This window comes from Sodalis sp. dw_96 (assembly GCF_018449575.1).
GTDB lineage: Bacteria > Pseudomonadota > Gammaproteobacteria > Enterobacterales > Enterobacteriaceae > Acerihabitans.
Map to the genome: position 1 here is coordinate 1 of NZ_JAAVUT010000012.1, position 20,102 is coordinate 20,102.

At 50.2% G+C, this 20,102-nt stretch carries 19 protein-coding genes and 1 pseudogene; 16 read left to right on the plus strand and 4 right to left on the minus strand.

Translation table 11 applies throughout. The features are described 5' to 3' along the window. Positions 1-808 (plus strand): annotated as a pseudogene (locus HB631_RS17305) (hypothetical protein); the annotation flags it as partial. 1 nt (position 809) lies between these two features. Here HB631_RS17305 and HB631_RS17310 read toward each other — a convergent pair. Together HB631_RS17310 and HB631_RS17315 are read right to left on the minus strand one after the other, a co-directional pair. Continuing rightward, positions 810-1,220 carry a hypothetical protein gene (locus tag HB631_RS17310; RefSeq protein ID WP_213992428.1) on the minus strand — a complete coding sequence of 137 codons (411 nt, stop codon included), beginning with the start codon at positions 1,218-1,220 and terminating at the stop codon, positions 810-812. Next, on the minus strand, positions 1,217-1,441 hold the full coding sequence (locus HB631_RS17315; RefSeq protein WP_213992429.1) for a hypothetical protein: 225 nt from the start codon (positions 1,439-1,441) through the stop codon (positions 1,217-1,219). Before HB631_RS17315 ends, HB631_RS17310 begins: the two co-directional genes overlap by 4 nt. Before the next feature lie 916 nt (positions 1,442-2,357). Here HB631_RS17315 and HB631_RS17320 point away from each other — a divergent pair. From HB631_RS17320 to HB631_RS17350, 7 genes are all read left to right on the plus strand, one after another. Then, positions 2,358-3,512, plus strand: a complete 1,155-nt coding sequence (locus tag HB631_RS17320; RefSeq protein WP_213992430.1) for a Fic family protein — start codon at positions 2,358-2,360, stop codon at positions 3,510-3,512. Between the two features lie 340 nt (positions 3,513-3,852). Then, positions 3,853-4,800, plus strand: a complete 948-nt coding sequence (locus HB631_RS17325; protein ID WP_213992431.1) for a Gfo/Idh/MocA family oxidoreductase — start codon at positions 3,853-3,855, stop codon at positions 4,798-4,800. Positions 4,801-5,192: 392 nt separating this feature from the next. Continuing rightward, entirely contained in the window at positions 5,193-6,098 is a 906-nt protein-coding gene (gene gnd, locus HB631_RS17330) for a phosphogluconate dehydrogenase (NAD(+)-dependent, decarboxylating) (RefSeq protein WP_213992432.1), read from the plus strand. Then, positions 6,098-6,640: an SIS domain-containing protein gene (locus HB631_RS17335; RefSeq protein ID WP_213992433.1), complete on the plus strand. Its 543-nt coding sequence runs from the start codon at positions 6,098-6,100 to the stop codon at positions 6,638-6,640. Before gnd ends, HB631_RS17335 begins: the two co-directional genes overlap by 1 nt. 84 nt (positions 6,641-6,724) lie before the next feature. Continuing rightward, on the plus strand, positions 6,725-8,035 hold the full coding sequence (locus HB631_RS17340) for an MFS transporter (protein WP_213992434.1): 1,311 nt from the start codon (positions 6,725-6,727) through the stop codon (positions 8,033-8,035). A gap of 90 nt (positions 8,036-8,125) precedes the next feature. Continuing rightward, entirely contained in the window at positions 8,126-9,613 is a 1,488-nt protein-coding gene (locus tag HB631_RS17345; protein WP_213992435.1) for a gluconokinase, read from the plus strand. A gap of 213 nt (positions 9,614-9,826) precedes the next feature. Then, complete coding sequence (locus tag HB631_RS17350) at positions 9,827-10,696, plus strand: MurR/RpiR family transcriptional regulator (RefSeq protein ID WP_213992436.1); 870 nt, start codon at positions 9,827-9,829, stop codon at positions 10,694-10,696. Positions 10,697-10,730: 34 nt separating this feature from the next. On the opposite strand, the gene HB631_RS17355 is transcribed toward HB631_RS17350, so the two are convergent. After that, complete coding sequence (locus HB631_RS17355; protein WP_213992437.1) at positions 10,731-12,386, minus strand: UbiD family decarboxylase; 1,656 nt, start codon at positions 12,384-12,386, stop codon at positions 10,731-10,733. A gap of 742 nt (positions 12,387-13,128) precedes the next feature. Here HB631_RS17355 and HB631_RS17360 point away from each other — a divergent pair. From HB631_RS17360 to HB631_RS17395, 8 genes are all read left to right on the plus strand, one after another. Then, entirely contained in the window at positions 13,129-14,052 is a 924-nt protein-coding gene (locus tag HB631_RS17360) for an ABC transporter substrate-binding protein (protein WP_213992438.1), read from the plus strand. An 82-nt stretch (positions 14,053-14,134) separates the two neighbouring features. Further along, the gene (locus HB631_RS17365) at positions 14,135-15,019 is read left to right on the plus strand and encodes an amino acid ABC transporter permease (protein ID WP_255557079.1); all 885 of its coding nucleotides are present in this window, start codon (positions 14,135-14,137) and stop codon (positions 15,017-15,019) included. Then, entirely contained in the window at positions 15,016-15,780 is a 765-nt protein-coding gene (locus HB631_RS17370) for an amino acid ABC transporter ATP-binding protein (RefSeq protein ID WP_275955695.1), read from the plus strand. Before HB631_RS17365 ends, HB631_RS17370 begins: the two co-directional genes overlap by 4 nt. 47 nt (positions 15,781-15,827) lie before the next feature. Then, positions 15,828-16,304, plus strand: a complete 477-nt coding sequence (locus HB631_RS17375) for a hypothetical protein (RefSeq protein ID WP_213992440.1) — start codon at positions 15,828-15,830, stop codon at positions 16,302-16,304. A 37-nt stretch (positions 16,305-16,341) separates the two neighbouring features. Then, positions 16,342-16,767 (plus strand): DUF3830 family protein, encoded by a 426-nt coding sequence (locus HB631_RS17380; RefSeq protein WP_213992441.1) that lies wholly within the window; start codon positions 16,342-16,344, stop codon positions 16,765-16,767. Positions 16,768-17,073: 306 nt separating this feature from the next. After that, positions 17,074-17,232, plus strand: coding sequence for a hypothetical protein (locus HB631_RS17385; RefSeq protein WP_213992442.1), 159 nt, complete (start codon positions 17,074-17,076; stop codon positions 17,230-17,232). 226 nt (positions 17,233-17,458) lie between these two features. Further along, a complete protein-coding gene (locus tag HB631_RS17390) occupies positions 17,459-18,127 on the plus strand; it encodes an MFS transporter (protein WP_213992443.1) in 669 nt (222 codons plus the stop codon). Then, entirely contained in the window at positions 18,124-18,330 is a 207-nt protein-coding gene (locus HB631_RS17395) for a hypothetical protein (RefSeq protein WP_213992444.1), read from the plus strand. The genes HB631_RS17390 and HB631_RS17395 overlap by 4 nt, the downstream gene beginning before the upstream one ends. Positions 18,331-18,484: 154 nt before the next feature. On the opposite strand, the gene HB631_RS17400 is transcribed toward HB631_RS17395, so the two are convergent. After that, on the minus strand, positions 18,485-19,672 hold the full coding sequence (locus tag HB631_RS17400; RefSeq protein WP_213992445.1) for a crosslink repair DNA glycosylase YcaQ family protein: 1,188 nt from the start codon (positions 19,670-19,672) through the stop codon (positions 18,485-18,487). Positions 19,673-20,102 lie beyond the last annotated feature (430 nt).

The following is a 20,102-nucleotide window of genomic DNA, read 5'->3' on the forward strand; positions in this document are numbered from 1 at the left end:
AGTGTTTTTGGATGCGATTTCGGAGAGTGGCGCCAGTACCTGTGCTTGTAACAGGGATATCACTCTTGATGAGCTGTGCGCCATTGCGCCTGACGCTAATAAAGGCATACTCGAAAATTATATTCAAGCCTTCAACAACGGATTTAAACAATATGGAATGAACTCTTGTAGGGAAAAAGCACATTTTCTGGCGCAGGTTTGTCATGAAAGTGGCGGATTAAGGCTCACTAAAGAGACTCATGGTGAGAAAAAAAGTTATGCGCCATGGTATGGGCGGGGGTTAATTCAATTAACTTTTCAAAGTGCCTATCAGGCATATGGTATTTCAGTCGGTGAGGATTTTATCTCTAATAGTGCTTGTAGGGATAAATTACTTTCGTCTCCCCACTGTGTTACATCTGCCTTTTGGTTTTATATAAAATATGATAACAAGAAAATAAACAAATACGCACAAACTGATGATTTCAATATGGTAACGGCGCGTATTAATGGAGGGTTTAATGGATACAAAGATAGAGCCAATTATTTTAACAAAGCTGTTGAGGTACTTCGGGCCCAACATATGAATATTTTAATGGTTGACGGAAAATTCCAGTTTGAGAGCAGTGCGATTTATAATAATCGAGTCTATGCGTACAGCTGGGGGGCATATCACGACCCTAATAGAAAGGAAGCAGTAGGTACAACGAAGGATAAAAGCGAAGCTCTTAACGCTTATCAGCGTGCGTTGTATCTATATGAAAATTCGGGAGATGTTGAAAAAATTTCTAATATAAATAATAGGATATCATTACTAAGTAAAATATAGGCTAATGTTCGTTTTTCCAAATTTCAAATTTATTGTTATCTTCACCGAATGAACAATAGATCTCTTTTATGGGTATTTTTTTATTCGAAAATGTAAATAACTTGCTACTCGGCTCGGCCTGATTTGCTGTGGTTTTAAATGAGCCGAGATTATATTCGACCTCTTTAACATGGAATGATATGACATTATATTCAGGAATTTTTTTTATACTCTTTAAATATCTTTCTTTTATTTGCTTTATATCTTCATCGGAAAAAAATATTAAGCTGTTTATTTTAAGTTCCAGTTTGTTTCCAAATTCTTGCGCTGATATAGAGTCTCCTTCATCCGTTGTACAAAAAAATAAAATATTTTCATTTGCAAAACAATTTGTAGTTATGATCATTAACATACCTAGAATACTTTTTTTCATACAAATGCCTCATCATTCTGATAAAAATCATTGTATCTCGATTTTTCAATTTTTATTGAGTTACTACCTTCGATGTTCGTGCCAGCCTTTTCCATGTTCCATCCCCCACGAATCAATGGGCAGCGCCCCGGTTGTTTCCACTGGCCCCGCTTATCTCTAAATGCGATATGACTATCTCGGTGTAAAGCGCTTAGAAATGTAGAGAACTGCTCCATGTTCATACGCCATATTCCTTCCTGCGCATTTGAGATCTGTAATTTTCCTAATAGACTACCGTCAATAATCAGCTCGGGAATTCCGCGGGGATCGTAGCTATCATCATCCGAAAAGTCCGCGAAGATGATCTGATTTTTTACGCTTGTAGCCGCACTCGCCTCCCTGGGATTGTTTAATGATATAATTATGTCACTTGATACAAAAATCTCTTGTCCTTTTTGTATCGTTTAATCAAGTCTAGCCTCAGTCTGCACCCTAGTTCAAGGTTTATCCTGGATAATTTTATATATCCTTATTCTATTGTTTTCTTTTATATATTTAAATAGTTAACAAAAAATAGAGCAATCCTGACTAGGGTAAATACCCTTTCAAGTTATGCTTTATGTGCATTATAACTAATCTTGATCATGTACTATTTGTTTAAATTAATGATATTAATTACCTGCTATTCTCGGGCTTTGCCATCGATGCGGTGACGGCGATGCAGATTTACAGCGCGATCTTATCGGTTTGAGCCTGGCGAATGCTACCTTTCATCGGTTTTGTCCGATTGTTTATGCCCCCTGGCTGCACCGCAGCATTCCAGAAACGCCAGATTGGCAAACGCCAAAAACGAGCGGTCAAAACGAACCATAGATGACATCTTTATCAGGCAGTGATCACCGCCTCTCGCGGAGGCGCTGCCGTCTGATGGTGCGCAAGAAGCTTTCCGTTATGGCTGAGGAAAGACTTAAGCTCCTGATCCGCGGTAGCGGATTTGTCGCTATTATGAAGATTTTTCTGACAAAAACGTAACCTTCTTATTTTGTTACTATAGTGATAATTCCCATTAGAAACTAAAATAAGAATGTAACTAATTTTAAGTTAGGGCTTAAGTTAAAATAAGAATGTAACTAATTTTAACTTCGTTAAGGAGATCCTATGCAACGCGGGCTAACCGGTCATTATGTTCCCAGCATAGCGGGCAGCGTCAGCTGTCAGGCATTTATTCCCCACGCGCTGCCGCCCTCGCCGGCGCTGCAAATCGATAGCAAATTGCAAAAAAGGGTCAATGATGCCAACCGTGCATTGGGCCGCCTGGACGCTATCGGCATGTTGCTGCCTGATACTAAGCTTTTTCTCTATAGTTATGTGCGCAAAGAGGCCGTTATGTCCTCGCAAATAGAAGGGACACAATCTTCCTTAAACGACTTGATGCTGTTTGAGATGGAAGGCTCTCCTGGCGTACCCATGGATGATGTGCAGGAGGTGTCATGTTATGTAAATGCACTTTATCTTGGCGTCCAGCGTATCAATGAAGGATATCCGATTACATTTCGATTGCTCACAGAAATGCATCAGGCTCTAATGACGTCTGGCCGAGGCCTCAGCCGCGGACCCGGTGAATTCAGGCAAAATCAAGTTTGGATTGGCGGCCATAGGGCCGATGAGGCCGCTTTTGTTCCTCCACCCGGCCACGCTTTGGGCGAATGTTGGAGCGAGTTGGAAAAATTTATCAATGATCAACCCGAGGCAACCGATCCTTTGATCAAAGCCGCTTTAGTCCATGCTCAATTTGAAACCATACATCCCTTTATGGATGGTAATGGCCGTTTGGGTCGTTTGCTGATACCGCTAATCCTGGTGGAAGCTAAGGTTTTGCAGCAGCCGTTGCTCTATTTATCCGTTTTTTTTAAAAAGCACCGCCATATCTATTATGAGCGTTTGCAGCAGACAAGAATAACCGGAGATTGGGAAGAATGGTTGTTGTTTTTTGTCGATGCTGTTGCCGCTACAGCGGCTCAGGCTATTGAAATGACCAAAGAACTTAACCTGCTGCATATTGAGCATAAGGCATTATTATCCGGTCTCGGCCGTTTGTCGGGGTCAGCTAATCTGATTTTGGATGCTTTCTTCGAGTACCCCATTGCCAGCATCAGTAAGCTGGTTGAGCGAACCGGATTGACCGCCGCCACCGCAGGTAAGGTGTTAACCGTTTTGGAAAAGGACCAGCATTTAATCGCCGAGATTACGGGCCATAAACGGCATCGTGTCTATGCATATCTTAAATATCTTGAGGTTTTGAATAAAGATTGATTTCATTGAAAGGAAAGGTTTACATAATAATTCAATGCTAATTTAATGAATTATCAGTTTACATAATAAATACTTATCCAACAAAACCATTTGTGTTTGTGTCGTCTTGGTGCCGGTCTTCGCAGCGATGAAAAATGCGACGGCGCTCGATAAAAAGTCCTCACCTATATGATAAATAATTTAATTGGTACAATAAATCTGCATAAGCTGTCACACCATAAGTCATACATTTGAACTACCATAGGCGATGTCGCGCCGGCCTGCTGAAGCGGTGTTCAGAGTCATTCTATAAAATCATTATTTATCAATTAAATATAACTTAGCATGTGAGGGAAATCAGATGACTGGTATCGTAAATTGGGGCGTGCTCGGTTATGCCCGTATCGCAAGACTTTCCGTTATCCCGGCCATCGGAAGAGCGGCTAACGCCCGTCTGTTAGGGGTAGCCTCGCGCAACGCAAGTGAATTGCCTGCCAAAGAATGGGAACGGACCTATGACAGTTATGATGCCCTTTTGGCCGATAAAGACATTCAGGCGGTATATATCCCATTACCCAATTCACTGCATAAACAATGGGTGATCAAGGCGCTGAAAGCCGGCAAGCATGTGCTGTGTGAAAAACCCTTGGGGTTAACCGCTGCCGAAGCGCAAGAGATGCAGCAGGTGGCCGAAGCGCACCAGAGGATTTTGATGGAAGCGTTTATGTATCGCTACACCGATCGCATGCAGGTGGTGAAAGAGATATTGGATAGCGGCGTTCTGGGTGAACTTCGCCATATCAATGCTTCTTTCCGCTTCTTGCTGGACCGGCCCAACACCATTAAAGCCAACCCTGAGCTGGGCGGCGGCGCACTGTATGATGTCGGTTGTTATCCGGTCAATTTTGTCGGCATGGTCACCGGACGCCTGCCGCTGCGTTGCAAAGCAATAATGGAAACAGAGCAGGGCGTGGATAACAACCTATCGGCCCTCCTGCAATACGATGATGGATTGATTGCCAATATTCATTGTGGGTTTAACGCTTTTTCACGTATTTATGCGGAAATCATCGGCACCAAGGGAATGCTGCGGATCGATAATACCTTTTTGGATGATGCTGGCGAAGTCTATTTACACCAGGCGGAAGGCGTGCGCGCCATTCCGGTGGCGGAGTCGGACCGTTATAAGGCGGAAATCACCCATTTTTCCGATGCCGTGCTTGATCCCTCCGCGCCTCTGTTATCCCTGGACGAGAGCATCATGAATTTGAAAGTCCTGGATATGATCAGAAAAGATATGCAGCACTGATAAAATAGTGAGTCATATGAGCATGAGGCTGATATGACTCTATAAAAAGCCGTCATGATTATTTTTCCATGTGCGGCTTGTCTGCATTGTATTGCTATCTCGTCGCCAGACGATCTCGCTGGGCTGTTGTCTCGTCATCGCGGCCGCTGCGCAAAATAGCGATAGACCCGTCATACTTCAATTCTGTTTTTTAATTTCAATTTTTTTATGAAAAAAACTAAGAGAAAATAATGAGACATTGATCGCATTTAAATAATAGAAACGCAGAAGTTCGTCCGCAGATATTTATTTACAGAAATGAAACTTAAGTTGAAATTTATTTACTTCTTTACTTGAAAGGCAACATCGGAGTAACGTCAAAATAATCTTGCGGGCGAAGAAAAGGATGTGTCATGAAACTTGGTTTTATTGGTTTGGGTAAAATGGGCGGGGCCATGGTTCGGCGTTTAAACAACGCCGGTCATGAGGTGGTGGCGGTGGATATGAATCCTACCGCGTTGGAAGAGGCGAAAAATCATAATATTATCGTTTGTCCCAGCATTGAAGAGGCCCTGACTTTATTACCGCTTCCCCGCACGCTGTGGATAATGACCCCGCCGGGCGATGCCACCGAGCGGGTCATTTCCACCCTTAAGCCGCTTTTGAGCAAAGGAGATATTGTCGTCGACGGCGGTAACTCCGATTTTAGGGACACCCTTCGCCGCGCCCGCAGCCTGGGGGAGAACGGCATTATTTTTGTTGATGCCGGGGTCAGCGGCGGGACGCAAGGCGCAAGGGAAGGGTGTGGTCTCTTGGTGGGTGCCTCCGAGCGGGTATTTGAATATCTCGCGCCTCTGTTTGAGGCATTGGCCGCTAAGGGCGCCTGGGCGCGAGTCGGCAATAACGGCGCGGGCCACTTCACCAAAGCCGTTCATAACGGCGTGGAATATGCCTTGATGCAGGCTTACGGCGAAGGGTATGAGTTATTGGCGGCCTCGGATATTGACGTCGATGTCCTGGCGACCATGGAGGCCTGGCAAAACGGTTGCTCCATTCGTTCCCATCTTTTGGAAAAACTCATTGAAGCATTAACGCCGGATGTTTCCCTTAAAGACGTGAAAGGGTACGCCGCCGATTCCGGCATGGGGCGCTGGACGGTTGAAGAAGCCATCAGATTACGGGTTCCTACGCCGACCATCAGCGCCGCCTTGCAGGCAAGGTTCCGCTCGCAGCAGGAGGATTCCCCGACGATTAAAAGCATTGCCGCCCTGCGGGGTGTTATTGGCGGTCATGCGGTTAAAAAGAGTGAGGATAAATAATGTCTCCCTACGGCGTGAAGGACAGAATCAGAGCTATCGTCTGCGAACTCGACCATATAAGAGGTACCCTGGATGCCGAACAATTAAATCACCTGGCGGATCTTATCCATCAAACATCCCGGGTATTTTTTAGCGGCCAGGGACGCTCGGGCCTGATGGTAAAAGCTATTGCCATCCGCCTGATGCATATCGGTATTAATGTCTATGTTGCCGGGGAGAGTAATACGCCCGCCATGGAAAAAAATGAATTATTAGTGGCGGTTTCCTCATCGGCGAAAACCACCGTGACGCTCTCCCATATTGCGGCGGCCCGCAAGGCTGGGGCGAAGGTGGTGCTGGTCAGTTCCACGCCCGCGCCACAGATTGAGACGGATTTTCATATCCTGATACCGGCTAGAACCGAGGTGGCCACCGAACAGCATGCAGGGTCGCTTTTTGAACAATCTCTGTTAATTGCCGGCGATGCCATTGCCTGGCGTATTCAACATTTGCGCGGACAAACAGACGCCGACCTTAATAAGCGGCATGCCAATTTGCAATAAATAATATTTGAACGTTTTACCAACCCTACCCCTGAATATTATTCGGGGAGATGTCTTCAAAAAAAACAATATCAGGAGGATATCTTGAGCCAGATCATATCCCAAAAAAATACTCTGCCTGCTGTGACACCGATCGAAGAATCCACCTTGAAAAAGATGCGTTGGAGGCTCATTCCTTTTTTACTTGTTCTGTATGCTATCGCTTATTTAGACCGTACCAATATCAGCTATGCCGCGCTGCAAATGAACGGCGAGCTTAAAATAACCGGTAGCCAATTCGGTATGGTGGCCAGTATTTTCTTTATAGGTTATTTTATATTTGAAGTGCCTAGCAATGTGGCTTTACATAAATTCGGCGCGCGAAAATGGATTGCCCGTATATTGATCTCTTGGGGATTCGTGGCGTTCTTGACCGCTTTCGCCACGGGAATTTATCACTTATATATATTACGTTTCTTGTTAGGCGCGGCGGAAGCCGGTTTTTTCCCGGGTATCGCCTTTTATTTGACGTACTGGTTCCCGCGCCGTCACCGTGCCGGCGCCATGGCGACATTTTTCCTGGCGCAAATCGTATGCAATTGCCTGGGCGCGCCCCTGAGCGGGATTATTATGGACCATATCCACTGGCTGAATTTCTCCGGCTGGCGTTGGATGATTTTACTGGAAGCCATTCCCGCCATACTGCTCGGCATCGCGACTTTTTTTGTCCTCAGCGATACCCCGCAGGAGGTTAAATGGCTCTCCGCCGATGAGAAAGCCTGGGTTAAAAAGGAGTTGGAGATTGAAGCGGCGAACTCAACGACTCAGCCATTGCATTGGTGGAAAATTCTGGGCAATAAACATATTCTTTATTTAGCCATTACCTATGTCTGGATTGTCATGGCCATTTACGGCATTACTTTCTGGATGCCCACTCTTATCAAAGGTTTCCAGGCGCATTTTTCCAATACCGTTATTGGTTTTCTGGTGGTGATCCCGACCGTGGCGGGGGGAGTGGCTATGCTTATCAACGGTTGGCATTCGGACAAAACCATGGAGCGGAAGTGGCATGTGGTTACGGTGATTCTTATCGGGGCCGTGGGCATGTTTTTATTATCCATTACCACCAATACCTGGTTTTCCATGCTTTGGCTATGCCTGATAGCCGTCGCCGCTTATGGCTATATTGCAGTGTGGTGGACCATCCCGACGGCTTTCTTGTCAGGTCTTTCCGCCGCTGTCGGCCTGGCCGCCATTAACTCCGTGGGGAATCTGGGCGGCTTCTTCGGCCCCTGGATCGTCGGCATGCTGGTGGACTGGACCGGGACGCCGCGGGCTGGTTTGTTATTCCTTTGCGCTTCCTTTGTGATTGGCTCGGTGATGCTGGCCTGTTTCCGGCCGCCGGTAAAGTCTTAAGGAGGCCGGATGACGCACATCACTCAATTTGTGATTGGCTCGGTGATGCTGGCCTGTTTCCGGCCGCCGGTAAAGTCTTAAGGGGGCCGGATGACGCACATCACTCAACATGTATTGGCTATCGACATTGGCTCGTCTTCGCTCCGTGCGGCCCTGTTTGACGTCAATGGTCGCCAAAGCGGGCAATGTATTCGTCGGAGCTACAGTCTGGATACCGACGCCATGGGCAAGGCAACTCTGGATGCCGATGCCCTGTTTGATGACCTGTTCGATGCCCTGGATGAGCTGATGTCTATTACGCCGGAACGGCTGGACATTACCGCGGTGGGCATCAGCACCTTTTGGCATAGCCTGACGGGAATAAACGATAAGCATGCCGCCACCTTTCCCATTATCACCTGGGCGGATGGCCGCTCCGCCCATGAAGCCGCCGCGTTGAAATATTCCGGCATCGCCCGACATCTCCATTCCGTGACGGGATGTCCGGTGCACTCCAGCTATTGGCCGGCGCGCCTGCGCTGGCTGGCGGCTCAGCATGAAACGGCTTTTGACGATACCCGTTATTGGCTATCCGCCGCCGACCTGCTGTTTCTCCGCCTTTTTGGCCGCATCGGCACCTCTATTTCCATGGCCTCCGGCAGCGGGTTGTGCGATCTCAACCAAAAAACGTGGTCCCGGGAAGCCATGGGTATCGCCCGCATCCAACCGACGCAGCTGCCGCCTATTTCTGATGATCCGCAGCGGGGATTGCTATCACCCTGGGGAGAGCGCTGGCCCCGGCTCGCCGTCATCCCCTGGTATCCGGCATGGGGCGACGGCGCCTGTTCCAATATTGGCGCCGGGGCGAATAATCTTGATTCGTTGGTATTGATGTTGGGCACCAGCGGATCCATGCGGGTGGTATGGCCGGCGGACAGCGCGACGCTGTCCGATGCGGGGCTGTGGTGTTACCGCGTCGATGACCGACGGTTCGCCGGGGGGATGGCCCTGTCGGAAGGAGGAAACGCCGCCGCCTGGGCCAATCGGTTACTGGATAAGGAAACCGGAGAAAATATTGATGAACGGGTGGCGAACCTGGAACCGGATGCCCATGGCCTGTGCGTGTTGCCCTATTTTTTGGGTTCCCGCAGTCCGCAGTGGTCAGAAGGGCGTACCGCATCTATTACCGGTATCACGGCGGCCACCACGCCGGTGGACATCTATCGTGCAATGCTGGAAAGCGTCGGTTTACGTTTTGCCTTCCTGAAAAACCGGCTGGAACGGGCATGGCCGGGAAAACGGCGCATTATCGCCACCGGCGCCGGATTTTTACGTTCTGCCGTTTGGCCGCAGATTGTGGCCGATTGCCTGGGGGAACCCATCGATGTCTCGGATGTGGAGGAGGGATCGTTGCGCGGGGCGGCACTGCTGGTGTTGGAAAAACAGGGCCAGATTGGCAAGATTGAATTTCCGATAAACCGGACGGTTTATCCCAATTCGAGCGCCCATGAAAAGTATAAAATCGCCCTTGAACGGCAGGCGGATTTTGATAAGCATATGATTGGGATGCTGCAACAGCGATTGGACGAATTGCGGTAACGTTTTTTTATTCAAAAACTGGTGTTGAGATATTTGAACACCGCTTGCGTCTACTAAAAACGCTTAATGACCGTACTGCTGCAAAGGCGCCTGTATGCTTAAGAAAGCGATCACATTAACTTCAGTTATCTTTTTCTATACTGACTTCTATAAAGTTGCGCGCGCCTTCCTAACCCTGTCTCAAGAACATGAGCACAACACGAGCGGTCCTTCATGAGTGACATTCTGGTGCCTTTGGAAAAAGTTCGTTTGCGTCTTGAAACCGTCCGTTCCTCATTGACGCCCTCCGAGCGAAAACTGGCGGATTACATCCTGTCCCATGCCGACAGCGCCATTCATTGCACTATTTCTGAGCTGGCCACGGCGGCGGAAGTGAGTGTCGCCACGGTGACCCGGTTGGCGCAAAACAGCGGTTATAGCGGTTTTTCACAGCTGCGTGTGTGGCTTGCCAAGGACCTGGTATTGATTCCGCCTCCCGCCTCGGGAGAGGCGTTAAAAGTCAGCGACGAGGTCGGCGTCATACGGGATAAGCTGGTGGCGGCCACCACCCAATCCATGAACGATACTCAAAAGATGCTAAATACCGATGCGCTGCTGGCGGCGGCGCAGTTTATCGCACAGGCCGGCAGAATTGATATCTACGGTATCGGGGGAAGCGCCACGGTGTGCGTTGACTTACGGCATAAATTTCTCAAGCTGGGGCTGCCGGTGGCCTGTTATTCCGATAACGATCTGATGATGATTTCATCGGCGGGACTAAGGAGCGGCGATCTCGCCATGGGTATCAGCCATACCGGCAGAAGCGAACCGGTGGTGGCGGCAATCGGCAGCGCCGCACAGGCCGGGGCCACCACCCTGGCCCTTACCCATGATCCCTTTTCACCGCTGGCAAGGCTGGCGGACCTGACCTTGACCTACTCGGCCAAAACCACGGTGTTTTCCAGTGATTCCATGACCGGCCGTCTTTCTCAACTGATGATTACCGATATCCTTTATACCATTATCGGTTATTCACATTTTGAACGGATTTCGCCGTTGGTCCGTAAGGCGGATAGCCAAGCGATAAAGCGCAGAATAAATTGAGCGCATATACGGCGGCTTTAGGTAAAGATCGCGCCTATTCATCGGACTTCTTGTCGGTTTCAACCAAGCGCGCCGGCGTCTCCGGCGTCAGTCCGCCGCGCCGCCGTTGCCAGGTATTCTCGCCATTTTTCGCCCACTCCCCCGCGACGGCGTTGCGGGCGAACCCCTGCCATATATCATTCCAGTCGCCCAAGGAATAACCATACCAAGGTGAGCGCGGGGTCAGGGCGGGCAGGTTGAGCTCCCGCCACAGCGCCTGCGCCCGTTCCATATATTCCCGTCCCGGCAAGGCGAGGGGCGCCATGGGATATTTCAGCGTCGCATCGATAAGCAGGGTGGAATCGGCATGGGCCGGTCCCGATTTGGGGGAATGCCCGCCGGAACGGTAGGGTTCGATATGCACGTCTTCGATGGGATTGCAGCGATAGGCCAGGGACCACATCACCGCGTCGGTATGTTCCGGCTCAATATCTTCGCTCACCGCGATAACCATTTTGCCGCTATCGGCCTGACGGGCGGCGGTGCCCTGTAGACCTCTCCAGATTTCGCTCTTGGGAGTGCTGTTGGCAAACTGGACAAAGATGATCGGCCGCAAATTGCTCAGCGGCTCATGCATCACCACCCGCAGAGCGCTTTTAATGGACAGATGGTCGCGCAGATGGTTCAGGAACAGAGGTTCCAGGGCCAGTTTCTTGATGACGCTGGATTCGCTGGGAGAAACCTGGCTTATCATGGAGGCGAACACGGGCGCCCGCCGGTGGGTAATGGCGGTCACCTCCATGGACATATTAAAGTCCTCCAGGGCAACGTAGCCGTTACTCTCGCCAAACGGCCCTTCGGGCTCAAGCAGATGGGTATCGATAAATCCTTCAATGACGATTTCCGCATCGGCGGGGACTTCAAGATCAACAGTTACCCCCCATGCGGTTCTGATTGCCGTGCCGGCGAGGGCGCCGGCCACCGACAGTTCATCCTGATCGATAGCCAGCTTCTCCGGGCCGGTATACATCACTACCGGCGCGGCGCCGATAACGATGGCGCAGGGCATGCGCTCTCCCCGATCGCGGTATTTACACCAATGGAGATATCCGCCGGCGCCACCGATGCGCGACGACATCCGCACCCCAAGACGATTTGGGCTCTTCAGGGCGGCCCGATAGGTGCCGATGTTGCGTACCCCGCTATCGGGATCGGCGGTGATGCACAGGGTAGCGGTAAGATACGGCGCGGCGTCGAAGCCCGGCGTGGAAATCGGCACCGGCAGCGCCGCCAGACCCCCGCCGGGCCGCCTGAGTTCATCACCCTTGATGACGACCTCCTGGCAAGGCGGCGCAGTGACCGTAACCGGCGGGATGGGATTTTTTATGGCATTGAGCCAGTCAGCGCCGATATCCTCTATCGCACGACCAATGCCCAACGCATAAATGTGCGGCGATGCGGCAAATGCGCCCACTGCCACCGGCATATCGTAGCGGCGGCCGGTGGAGTCGACGACGTTGGTAAAAAGAAAGGCCCGGCGATCGTCCTCGGCGATACCGCCGATAAACTGGCAACGAACCAAAGGATGCAGCTCGGTATCCTTATTGATCGGACGATCGATGCGAACAAGCAGGCCCTGGGCCTCAAGATCCGCAAGGTGGCTCTGGAAATCGGGACTCACCGTCTTACTTCCTGATTCTGCACCATTCATATCACAATGCTCAGTTAGGGGATGCGTAGGGGGGACATGGTTTTTAAAACACGAGTGGCGATATATTCGCCAAAATTGCGCCGAGTCTGCATGCTGCAACGGAATCTCACTGAACGCAATATGTCGTTCCCGCTGATATGTAAGCGTATGTCATAAGCCCGGCTAGCGTAGCAAGGGTCTCCGCAGCCATTTTGTTCATATTTGGTGCCAATCGATGTATTAACGCACTATTTTGGGGCATTTATTGCACAGTTTGGCGATGCAGAGCCGGTTAAACCCAGTCATAGAGGGCAGTTTCACGTTGGCATACCTCTTGCTTACATAAGATTGTATAGACAGGATTAGTCAATCGACTCCAGGGATTTCAGTTAGCCGCATTTACAAGCAGAAGGCGGCAAGATTGGTAAACCGGTATACCGATTAGTGAACTCTAACCCTGACATCGAAGAGGAAGAGAGATGAAAAAGTTTAAATAGGATGTGAAAGCATTCCGTAGATGGAACAAAGATATTTTCTCAATCATTAATCCAATTTAATGAGGGATAGCGGTTTTTATAATAAATCATGAAGATATTTCTATTTCCTGACTTGAGGGCATTACCGGTATGCCTTGGCGTACGTTATTGCGTGAAGCAATGATGTGGGAATTAATGGGAATTTTGCCTTCTGATAGAGACATTGCAGTGAAGATGTTTTGGTGAAACGTTTAAATTAAACTCGAATTCCAAGTGAGAATAAATGTATGAATAAGTTTAGTACAACGGCGCTGGTCATTTCATTATTGTGTTCTTATAACACCTTAGCCGAAGGTATCAACAAGGAAGTTGTGGGTTCCGGTATCCCGGCGTCAAAGGCCAATAAAAGCCTGCATGACCAACTGCCGCAGTCCATACGTGAAAGCGGCGTAATTACGATTGCCACGGATGCTCATTATCCCCCATGCCAATCCTTCGCGAGCGATAACAAAACCATTGTTGGTTACGAGCCCGATCTGTGGAATGCCATCAGCCAAAAGCTGGGTATCTCTTATAAAGTGGACTCTATTGCTTTTGACGGCCTGATCCCGGGTGTGCAAAGCAGCCGATACGATATCGCATCTGAATGCATCTCGGATAATCTGGAACGCGAAAAGAAAGTCAATTTTGTGGTAGATGCCTACGCCACCGGCGCTGTTTATACCCTGCAGGAAAATAAAACCATCACTTCAGATCCGAAATCGGTTTGCGGTATGACGGTAGGTATTCAGCAAGGATTCGATTTTACCAAGGTCGTGAACGACGTCATGACGCCACATTGCGTCGCGGCCGGTCTGCCCAAAATTACCGTGAATGAATATCCTTCGGGCGAAGCGGTGTTACTTGCCTTATATTCCGGCCGGGTGGATTTCGTTTTGAATAACCTGGCGGCGGTAGAATCCATAAAGGCTGTGGCACCCCGCCCGATTCGTATCGAGACCAATCCTTTACTGCCGAAATATTATAACGGCATGGTGGTTGGCAAAGACAATATGGCTCTGGCGAAAGTCCTGCTGGCCGCGCTGCAAGAAGTCAAGGCCGATGGTTCCTATGCCAAGATCATGGCGAAATGGAGCATTTCTCCGTTGGCGATTGAAGAGCCAGGCATTAATTTAGCCGCCTCTAAGCCCTTGCCGGATCCGAAACCATAAGATATCGAGTGGCTATCTTTTATTGATGGTCATAGTACTTTGCATGAAATGATTGAGTGAACATATCGTTATGAAATTGAGTATGACGAAGTACGAGAGAAATCATATACAGCATGATGAGCTGATCATAGTACCCAGAAAGAGTAACGCTAAGTATCTTTCCATTGCGGTATCTTTGCTCATCGCTATTTTTTTAATTGACGGGGTCATATTCAATACTCGGTTCGGCTGGGATGTGGTGGCCCATTATCTCTTTTCTCCCACCATCCTGAGTGGACTGGTTACCACTTTGTGGTTGACGGTGGTATGCATGGTTCTGGGTATCGCGCTCGGCATTATCCTGGCGGTATGTCGATTTTCCGATATTTCCATCGTGTCCAAACTCGCCCGACTGTATATTTGGTTTTTCCGCGGAACCCCCGTTTTGGTTCAACTGATATTCTGGTATAACCTGGCGGCGCTGTTTCCCAGTATCAATCTCAGCGTGCCGTTTCTGGATATTGTATTTTTCAAATTTCCCACCAACAGCGTGATTACCCCTTTTGCGGCGGCCATTCTGGGCTTGGCCCTGAATGAAGGGGCCTATATGGCCGAAATCGTGCGCGCCGGCATTGCGTCGGTGGACGACGGGCAGGAAGAAGCGGCCAGGGCGCTCGGCATGACTCGCACCAGGCTGATGTTCAGAATTGTATTACCGCAGGCGATGCGCACCATTATTCCCCCCACGGGTAATGAAACCATCGGCATGTTAAAAACTACCTCATTAGTCAGCGTAATCTCATTATCCGATCTGCTTTATTCGGCGCAGGGAATCTATTCCAGAACATTCGAGACGATCCCACTGCTCTTGGTGAGCTGTTTCTGGTACCTGCTGCTGACGTCGTTTTTAAGCGTGATGCAGTCGCGCATCGAGCGCTATTACGGACGCGGTATTTTGTCCTCCGCCGCTAACAAGGGGAGATCATGAGCCCATTAATGGTAGAGGCCGTGAAGGTGGCCAAAGAAATTGATGACCAATATATATTGCAAGACATCAATCTTTCCGTTGCCAAAGGGGAAGTCATAAGCTTGATTGGCCCCTCGGGGTCAGGAAAGTCGACGCTCCTGCGCTGTATCAATCATTTGACCAAAATTTCTTCGGGTTATCTTACGGTCGACAATGAGTTCATTGGCTATCGCCGTGAAGGCAAATATCTTTATGAGTTGAGCGAGGCGGAAATTTCCGGCAAACGTTCAGAAATAGGGATGGTGTTCCAACGCTTTAATCTTTTTCAACACAAAAACGTGCTGGAAAATATTATCGAAGCCCCGGTGCAGGTCAAAAGACAATCTGTTCGCGAGGCGTCGGACTATGCCAAGGAATTACTGAACAAAGTGGGCCTTGCCCATAAGGAACTGGCTTACCCCGCACAGCTTTCAGGGGGACAGCAGCAGCGTGTGGCGATTGCCCGCGCGCTGGCCATGCGCCCTAAGCTGATGCTGTTCGATGAGCCGACGTCGGCTCTGGATCCTGAATTGGTGGGTGAGGTATTGGAAGTCATGAAGTCTCTGGCCTCTGAGGGCATGACCATGATTGTGGTCACCCATGAAATGAGTTTTGCCAGAGAGGTTTGTGACCGGGTGGCATTTATGGATCAGGGAACCATCATTGAATGCGCTCCGCCCCAGCAACTGTTTGATAACCCGGCCAGCGAACGCGCCAGGGAGTTTTTGTCACATGTACGTTAGGCGGCAACAATCATGATTGTTGTTTTTATCGAGAATAGGAGTGAGTTATGACTTTAGATGAAGCTATTCATCACTTTGAAAGTGAACGCCAGAGAATTTGGCTGACCAGTCCCGACGATGTCATGGCGCTGGGCAGAGGTGAAATTCCGCGCAGAACCGGTGCCCGGGGACAATATCTCAGTACCATCATTTTCGCTGAGGGTGAAACCCGTACGCTGGCGGATGAGATGTTGTGGGGGATTATCCGCGTGGCGGAAGATACCCAGGCCGACCTGAAAACCCTGCAAGCCTTGATTAAACAAATTATTGGCTATAAGGCTGACTTCTTTGACTTCGTCAGTCTGCCGGAAGCGGCCGAGGTCACCAAAATTTACGTGGACACAGCGATCAATTGTACCAGCATTGATGAACTGCTGCGTCTGACCTACGCCATGCTCAGCTACGCCAACCGGTTACATATGTGGGTCGATTTTATTCTTCCCTGGGGACTGGGAGATGGCTTCCGTCGTAAAAAAACGGCCTGATTAAATTTACATCGCTTAGAAACAAGGAATTAAGATAATGAAATTGAAAATGGCAGTAGCCGGCGTAGATGTTTGTACCATCGAAGTGTGGGAAGACAAAGTGCCTAAATTGGCCAAAGAGCTGCGGGAAAAACTCCCGATGGTCACCATGCTGCAGCATGGCAAATTGATTGGCGATATGGTGTTCTTCACCCTGCCAATCGTGGCGCCGTGGGAAAACCGCTATCTGACGCAGGAAGTGGGTAAAGAACGGCGCGAAAAATTCGGCAGCAGCGCCGGCTCGGTCTGTTTTTACAGCCCGCGTCAGCAATTCTGCGTGGTGTACGGCGATGATACGGCGGATGAACCGTTACCTATTTCGTATATTGGCGAAGTGATTGACGGCAAACTCGAGCTGAAAGTAGCGGGCATAGAAACCTGGTTCGATCAGGGCCGCACAGTAGAACTGCGGATAATCGAATAAGCTACTGTTTATTGCGTTAACAGATGAGAGTGATTACGGCATTTGACCGTGATAGCAAATGATTGGGACATCGGTTAAGACCGGTGTCCCTCCTCTAAGTTTTTTTGATATGTGACAATTATCGTAAAAATAACTCTGCCAATGTTGCATAGTGTTAAATAGATCGCAAAATAAATTTGTGTTAGCTCACTCTATGACTAAACTCATTTAAGTGAGTGCGATTAAATGCATAGCATTGACATCAAGCTAATTAGCAATTTAATTCATAACTCATCCTGAAATTTTACGTAATATATTGGAGTTAAAATGGCTATATATCAAGAAGGTAAGAGAGCGTTTGCTCCAACAAAAGAAAAAGCGCCTGCAAAAGAGAAGCCGGCCGAAAAAGCAAAGGCATCCGATAAGGATAAAAGTGATGATAAAAAAGGCGATAAGTCTAAAGGAAAAGGCGGCACTAAGAAATAATGACTTATAGACCACGCCATATAAGGCATACTAAGGGCTGATTAGGTATATCTTAATCGGCCTCTTTTTTAGATAGCCATTTTTGACCCCTTATAGGCATACCTCTTCCTGAATTAAACTCTTGTTAATCCATACCCTTCGAACAGTTTTAAACATAGCTCTAAGCCTACCTCTAATTTTAGGCGGGTCAACTGGTATGGATCATCAGGGGGCTAATACATAGGGCATGGGCGCGGCGTTATTTATCCCCGCATCCTTTGCGCTCATGCCCTTTATCTGGCCGGATAACGCACCCAGGCAACGTGTTATCGGCCTGTTTGGCGCCATCGTTTCCCTTGCCGCCGCGGCGGGACCGGTATTGGGCGGTTTTCTTGTTAATTATTTCGGCTGGCGCAGCGTTTTTCTGATCAATATCCCCATCGGACTATGCGGCCTGCTGGCGGCGTTTCGTCTGTTGCCTCGGGTTCACGGCGGCCGCGAGCGGGCTTTTGATATGGCGGGACAAGGACTCGGTATAACGACGCTGGCCGCCTTAAGTTATCTACTGATAGAACTGCCTGTCCTGGGATGGACCAGCAGCTTAATCCAACTTGCCGCAGGTATTTTCCTGGCGGGCGCGGTCGGTTTTATCGTGGTGGAAAGGCGCTCAGTTTCGCCGCTGATCCCGCCATCCCTGTTTCAGGATTCCGGATTTAATATCGCCAATTTTACCGGCATGATGATTAACGTATGTTACTTCGGCGGCATCTATGCCCTGAGCCTGGAGCTGCAGCGCCATGTGCATTTTTCCCCTTTGCGCACCGGTATGGCGCTGCTGCCGCTGGCGGTCTGCCTGATGGCCGGCAATATACTCTCCGGTAGGCTGATGGCGCATTGGGGGGCAAAAAACAGATGATCATCGGGTTAATGCTAAGCGCCTGTGGCTATCTCGGCATGCTGTTTTTACACGATCGCATCACCCCCTTGGTGATTATCGCCATGGCGTTATTGGCCGGTGGGGCCGCGTTTGTCGTGCCGCCGATGACCTCCACCGTCTTGCACCGAGCGCCCCTTGCGGAGGTGGCCACCGCCTCGGCGGTGAAAGTACGCTTACGTTAAAAACCCAAAATTCGTACATGACTTTATATGCTTCGATGTTCGTTAGCAGAGAACCAAGGTAGTCTATCCGCAGGATGTCGGTTTTAGCGCTTCTTACCGGTTGCTCATTCATGCAATCTCCTTTGGATGGCGGAGATGCCAGCTCAACCCTCGCCTATTCCGCGATGGGCAGGGCCGAGAAGAGAGGGTGGACGGCCGCTGCCTGGGCAATGGCCAGACCTGATAATCCGAGCCATAACGCCATCAGGCGAAGCTCCCCGATAAGCCGTTCCACCGTGTATTGCGGCGCGCCGGGCTCAATGTGCGCTCGCTGGACCTTAAGGGTGCCGGTTTTGCGATCCGCCTTCAGGTCCACGCGGGCAACGATCGCGCCATCCAGCAGGAAGGGCAGCACGTAATAGCCATGCTCGCGCTTGTGGGCAGGTGTATAGATTTCGAGGCGATAGCGGAAACCGAATAACCTCTCGGTTCGCGGACGGTGCCAAATGAGCGGATCGAAGGGCGACAGCAGCGCCGCGCCATCGAGCTTGCGGCCGGCGCGGGCATCTTTGTGCAGATAGGCCTGTTGCCGCCAGCCACGCACTTGCACAGGGATGAGGGTTCCCTCTTCCACCAACTGTTCGATGGGCAGCCGGGCGTCCGGCGCGGGGATGCGATAGTAGTCGCGAAGGTCGTCTGCCGTCGCAATGCCCAGGGCGTGCCCAGAGCGCGCGATTAGAGCTCGCCGGGCATCAACGCCGCTTGGCGTGGGGAGTTGCAGGATAGCCCGTGGCAACACCCTTTCTGTGAGGTCGTACACGCGCTCAAAGCTGCCCCGGCGGTGTGTCGAGGCCAACAGCCCCGCCCAAAACAGCCATTCCAGCGCATGCTTGGCGGCACTCCACATCCACATGCCCTTTGCGGCCCGGCTGCCTGCCACATCGGATGCGGCCAGCGGCCCCTCTGCCCCGATGCGGGCAAGCAGGGCATCGGCCTCACCCCGTTTCTCCCCGGCAAAGGGCTCGAGTTGTCGCCACACCCCCTGACCTTGAAGCGCCCGGTCCATACGCCAGCGCAACAACGGTTGGCAGTCAATGGGCAGCATGGACGCCTCGTGCCCCCAATATTCGAAGAAGCGCCTGGGTCTGGCTGCCGACAGCGCGTCGAGTAACGCCGGTTCGTAGGAACCCAAGCGTGAGAAGAGCGGCATATAGTGCGCGCGCACAAGAATATTCACACTGTCGATCTGAAGCAGGCCGAGCCTTTCCACGCCCTTGCGCAGCTGCGCCGCGCCGACGGCCTGGTGGCTGCGCATCCCATTGAAGCCCTGCGCCGTAAGTGCAATACGGCGAGCTTCGGCCACGGAGAGTTCCGCCTTCAGAATGGCTCTCCCGCTGGGGTGGAGGTAAGTGTGCGCCCGTTGGCGAGCCGGTTTTCAATTAGATAGAATGGATAGGCGAAGGCCATCTTTTTCTCCGGTAAGCGTTGCCTTATTAAAAATGCGGTATCGTCGTTTTTGACATCCTCCCCGCCCTAAGGACGAGGCTTTACGGTACACCGTGTAAAACGCTTCAACGTTGAGCTGAGCGGCGGCTGTGGTAACGATGCGCAAGCGTTTTATATTAAATACATTAGCTTGCATCATGTACAAGAGGAATTTTTATCAAGGCGTGGATCGTTTTGAACCAGCAAGCACCGGCAGTGGCATTCTATTGACGGGTAGCAGCGTTATCCGGTCAATTTCATAACCATTGAAAGCACATAGAGCCGATGAACGGAAGCATTAGCTGAAG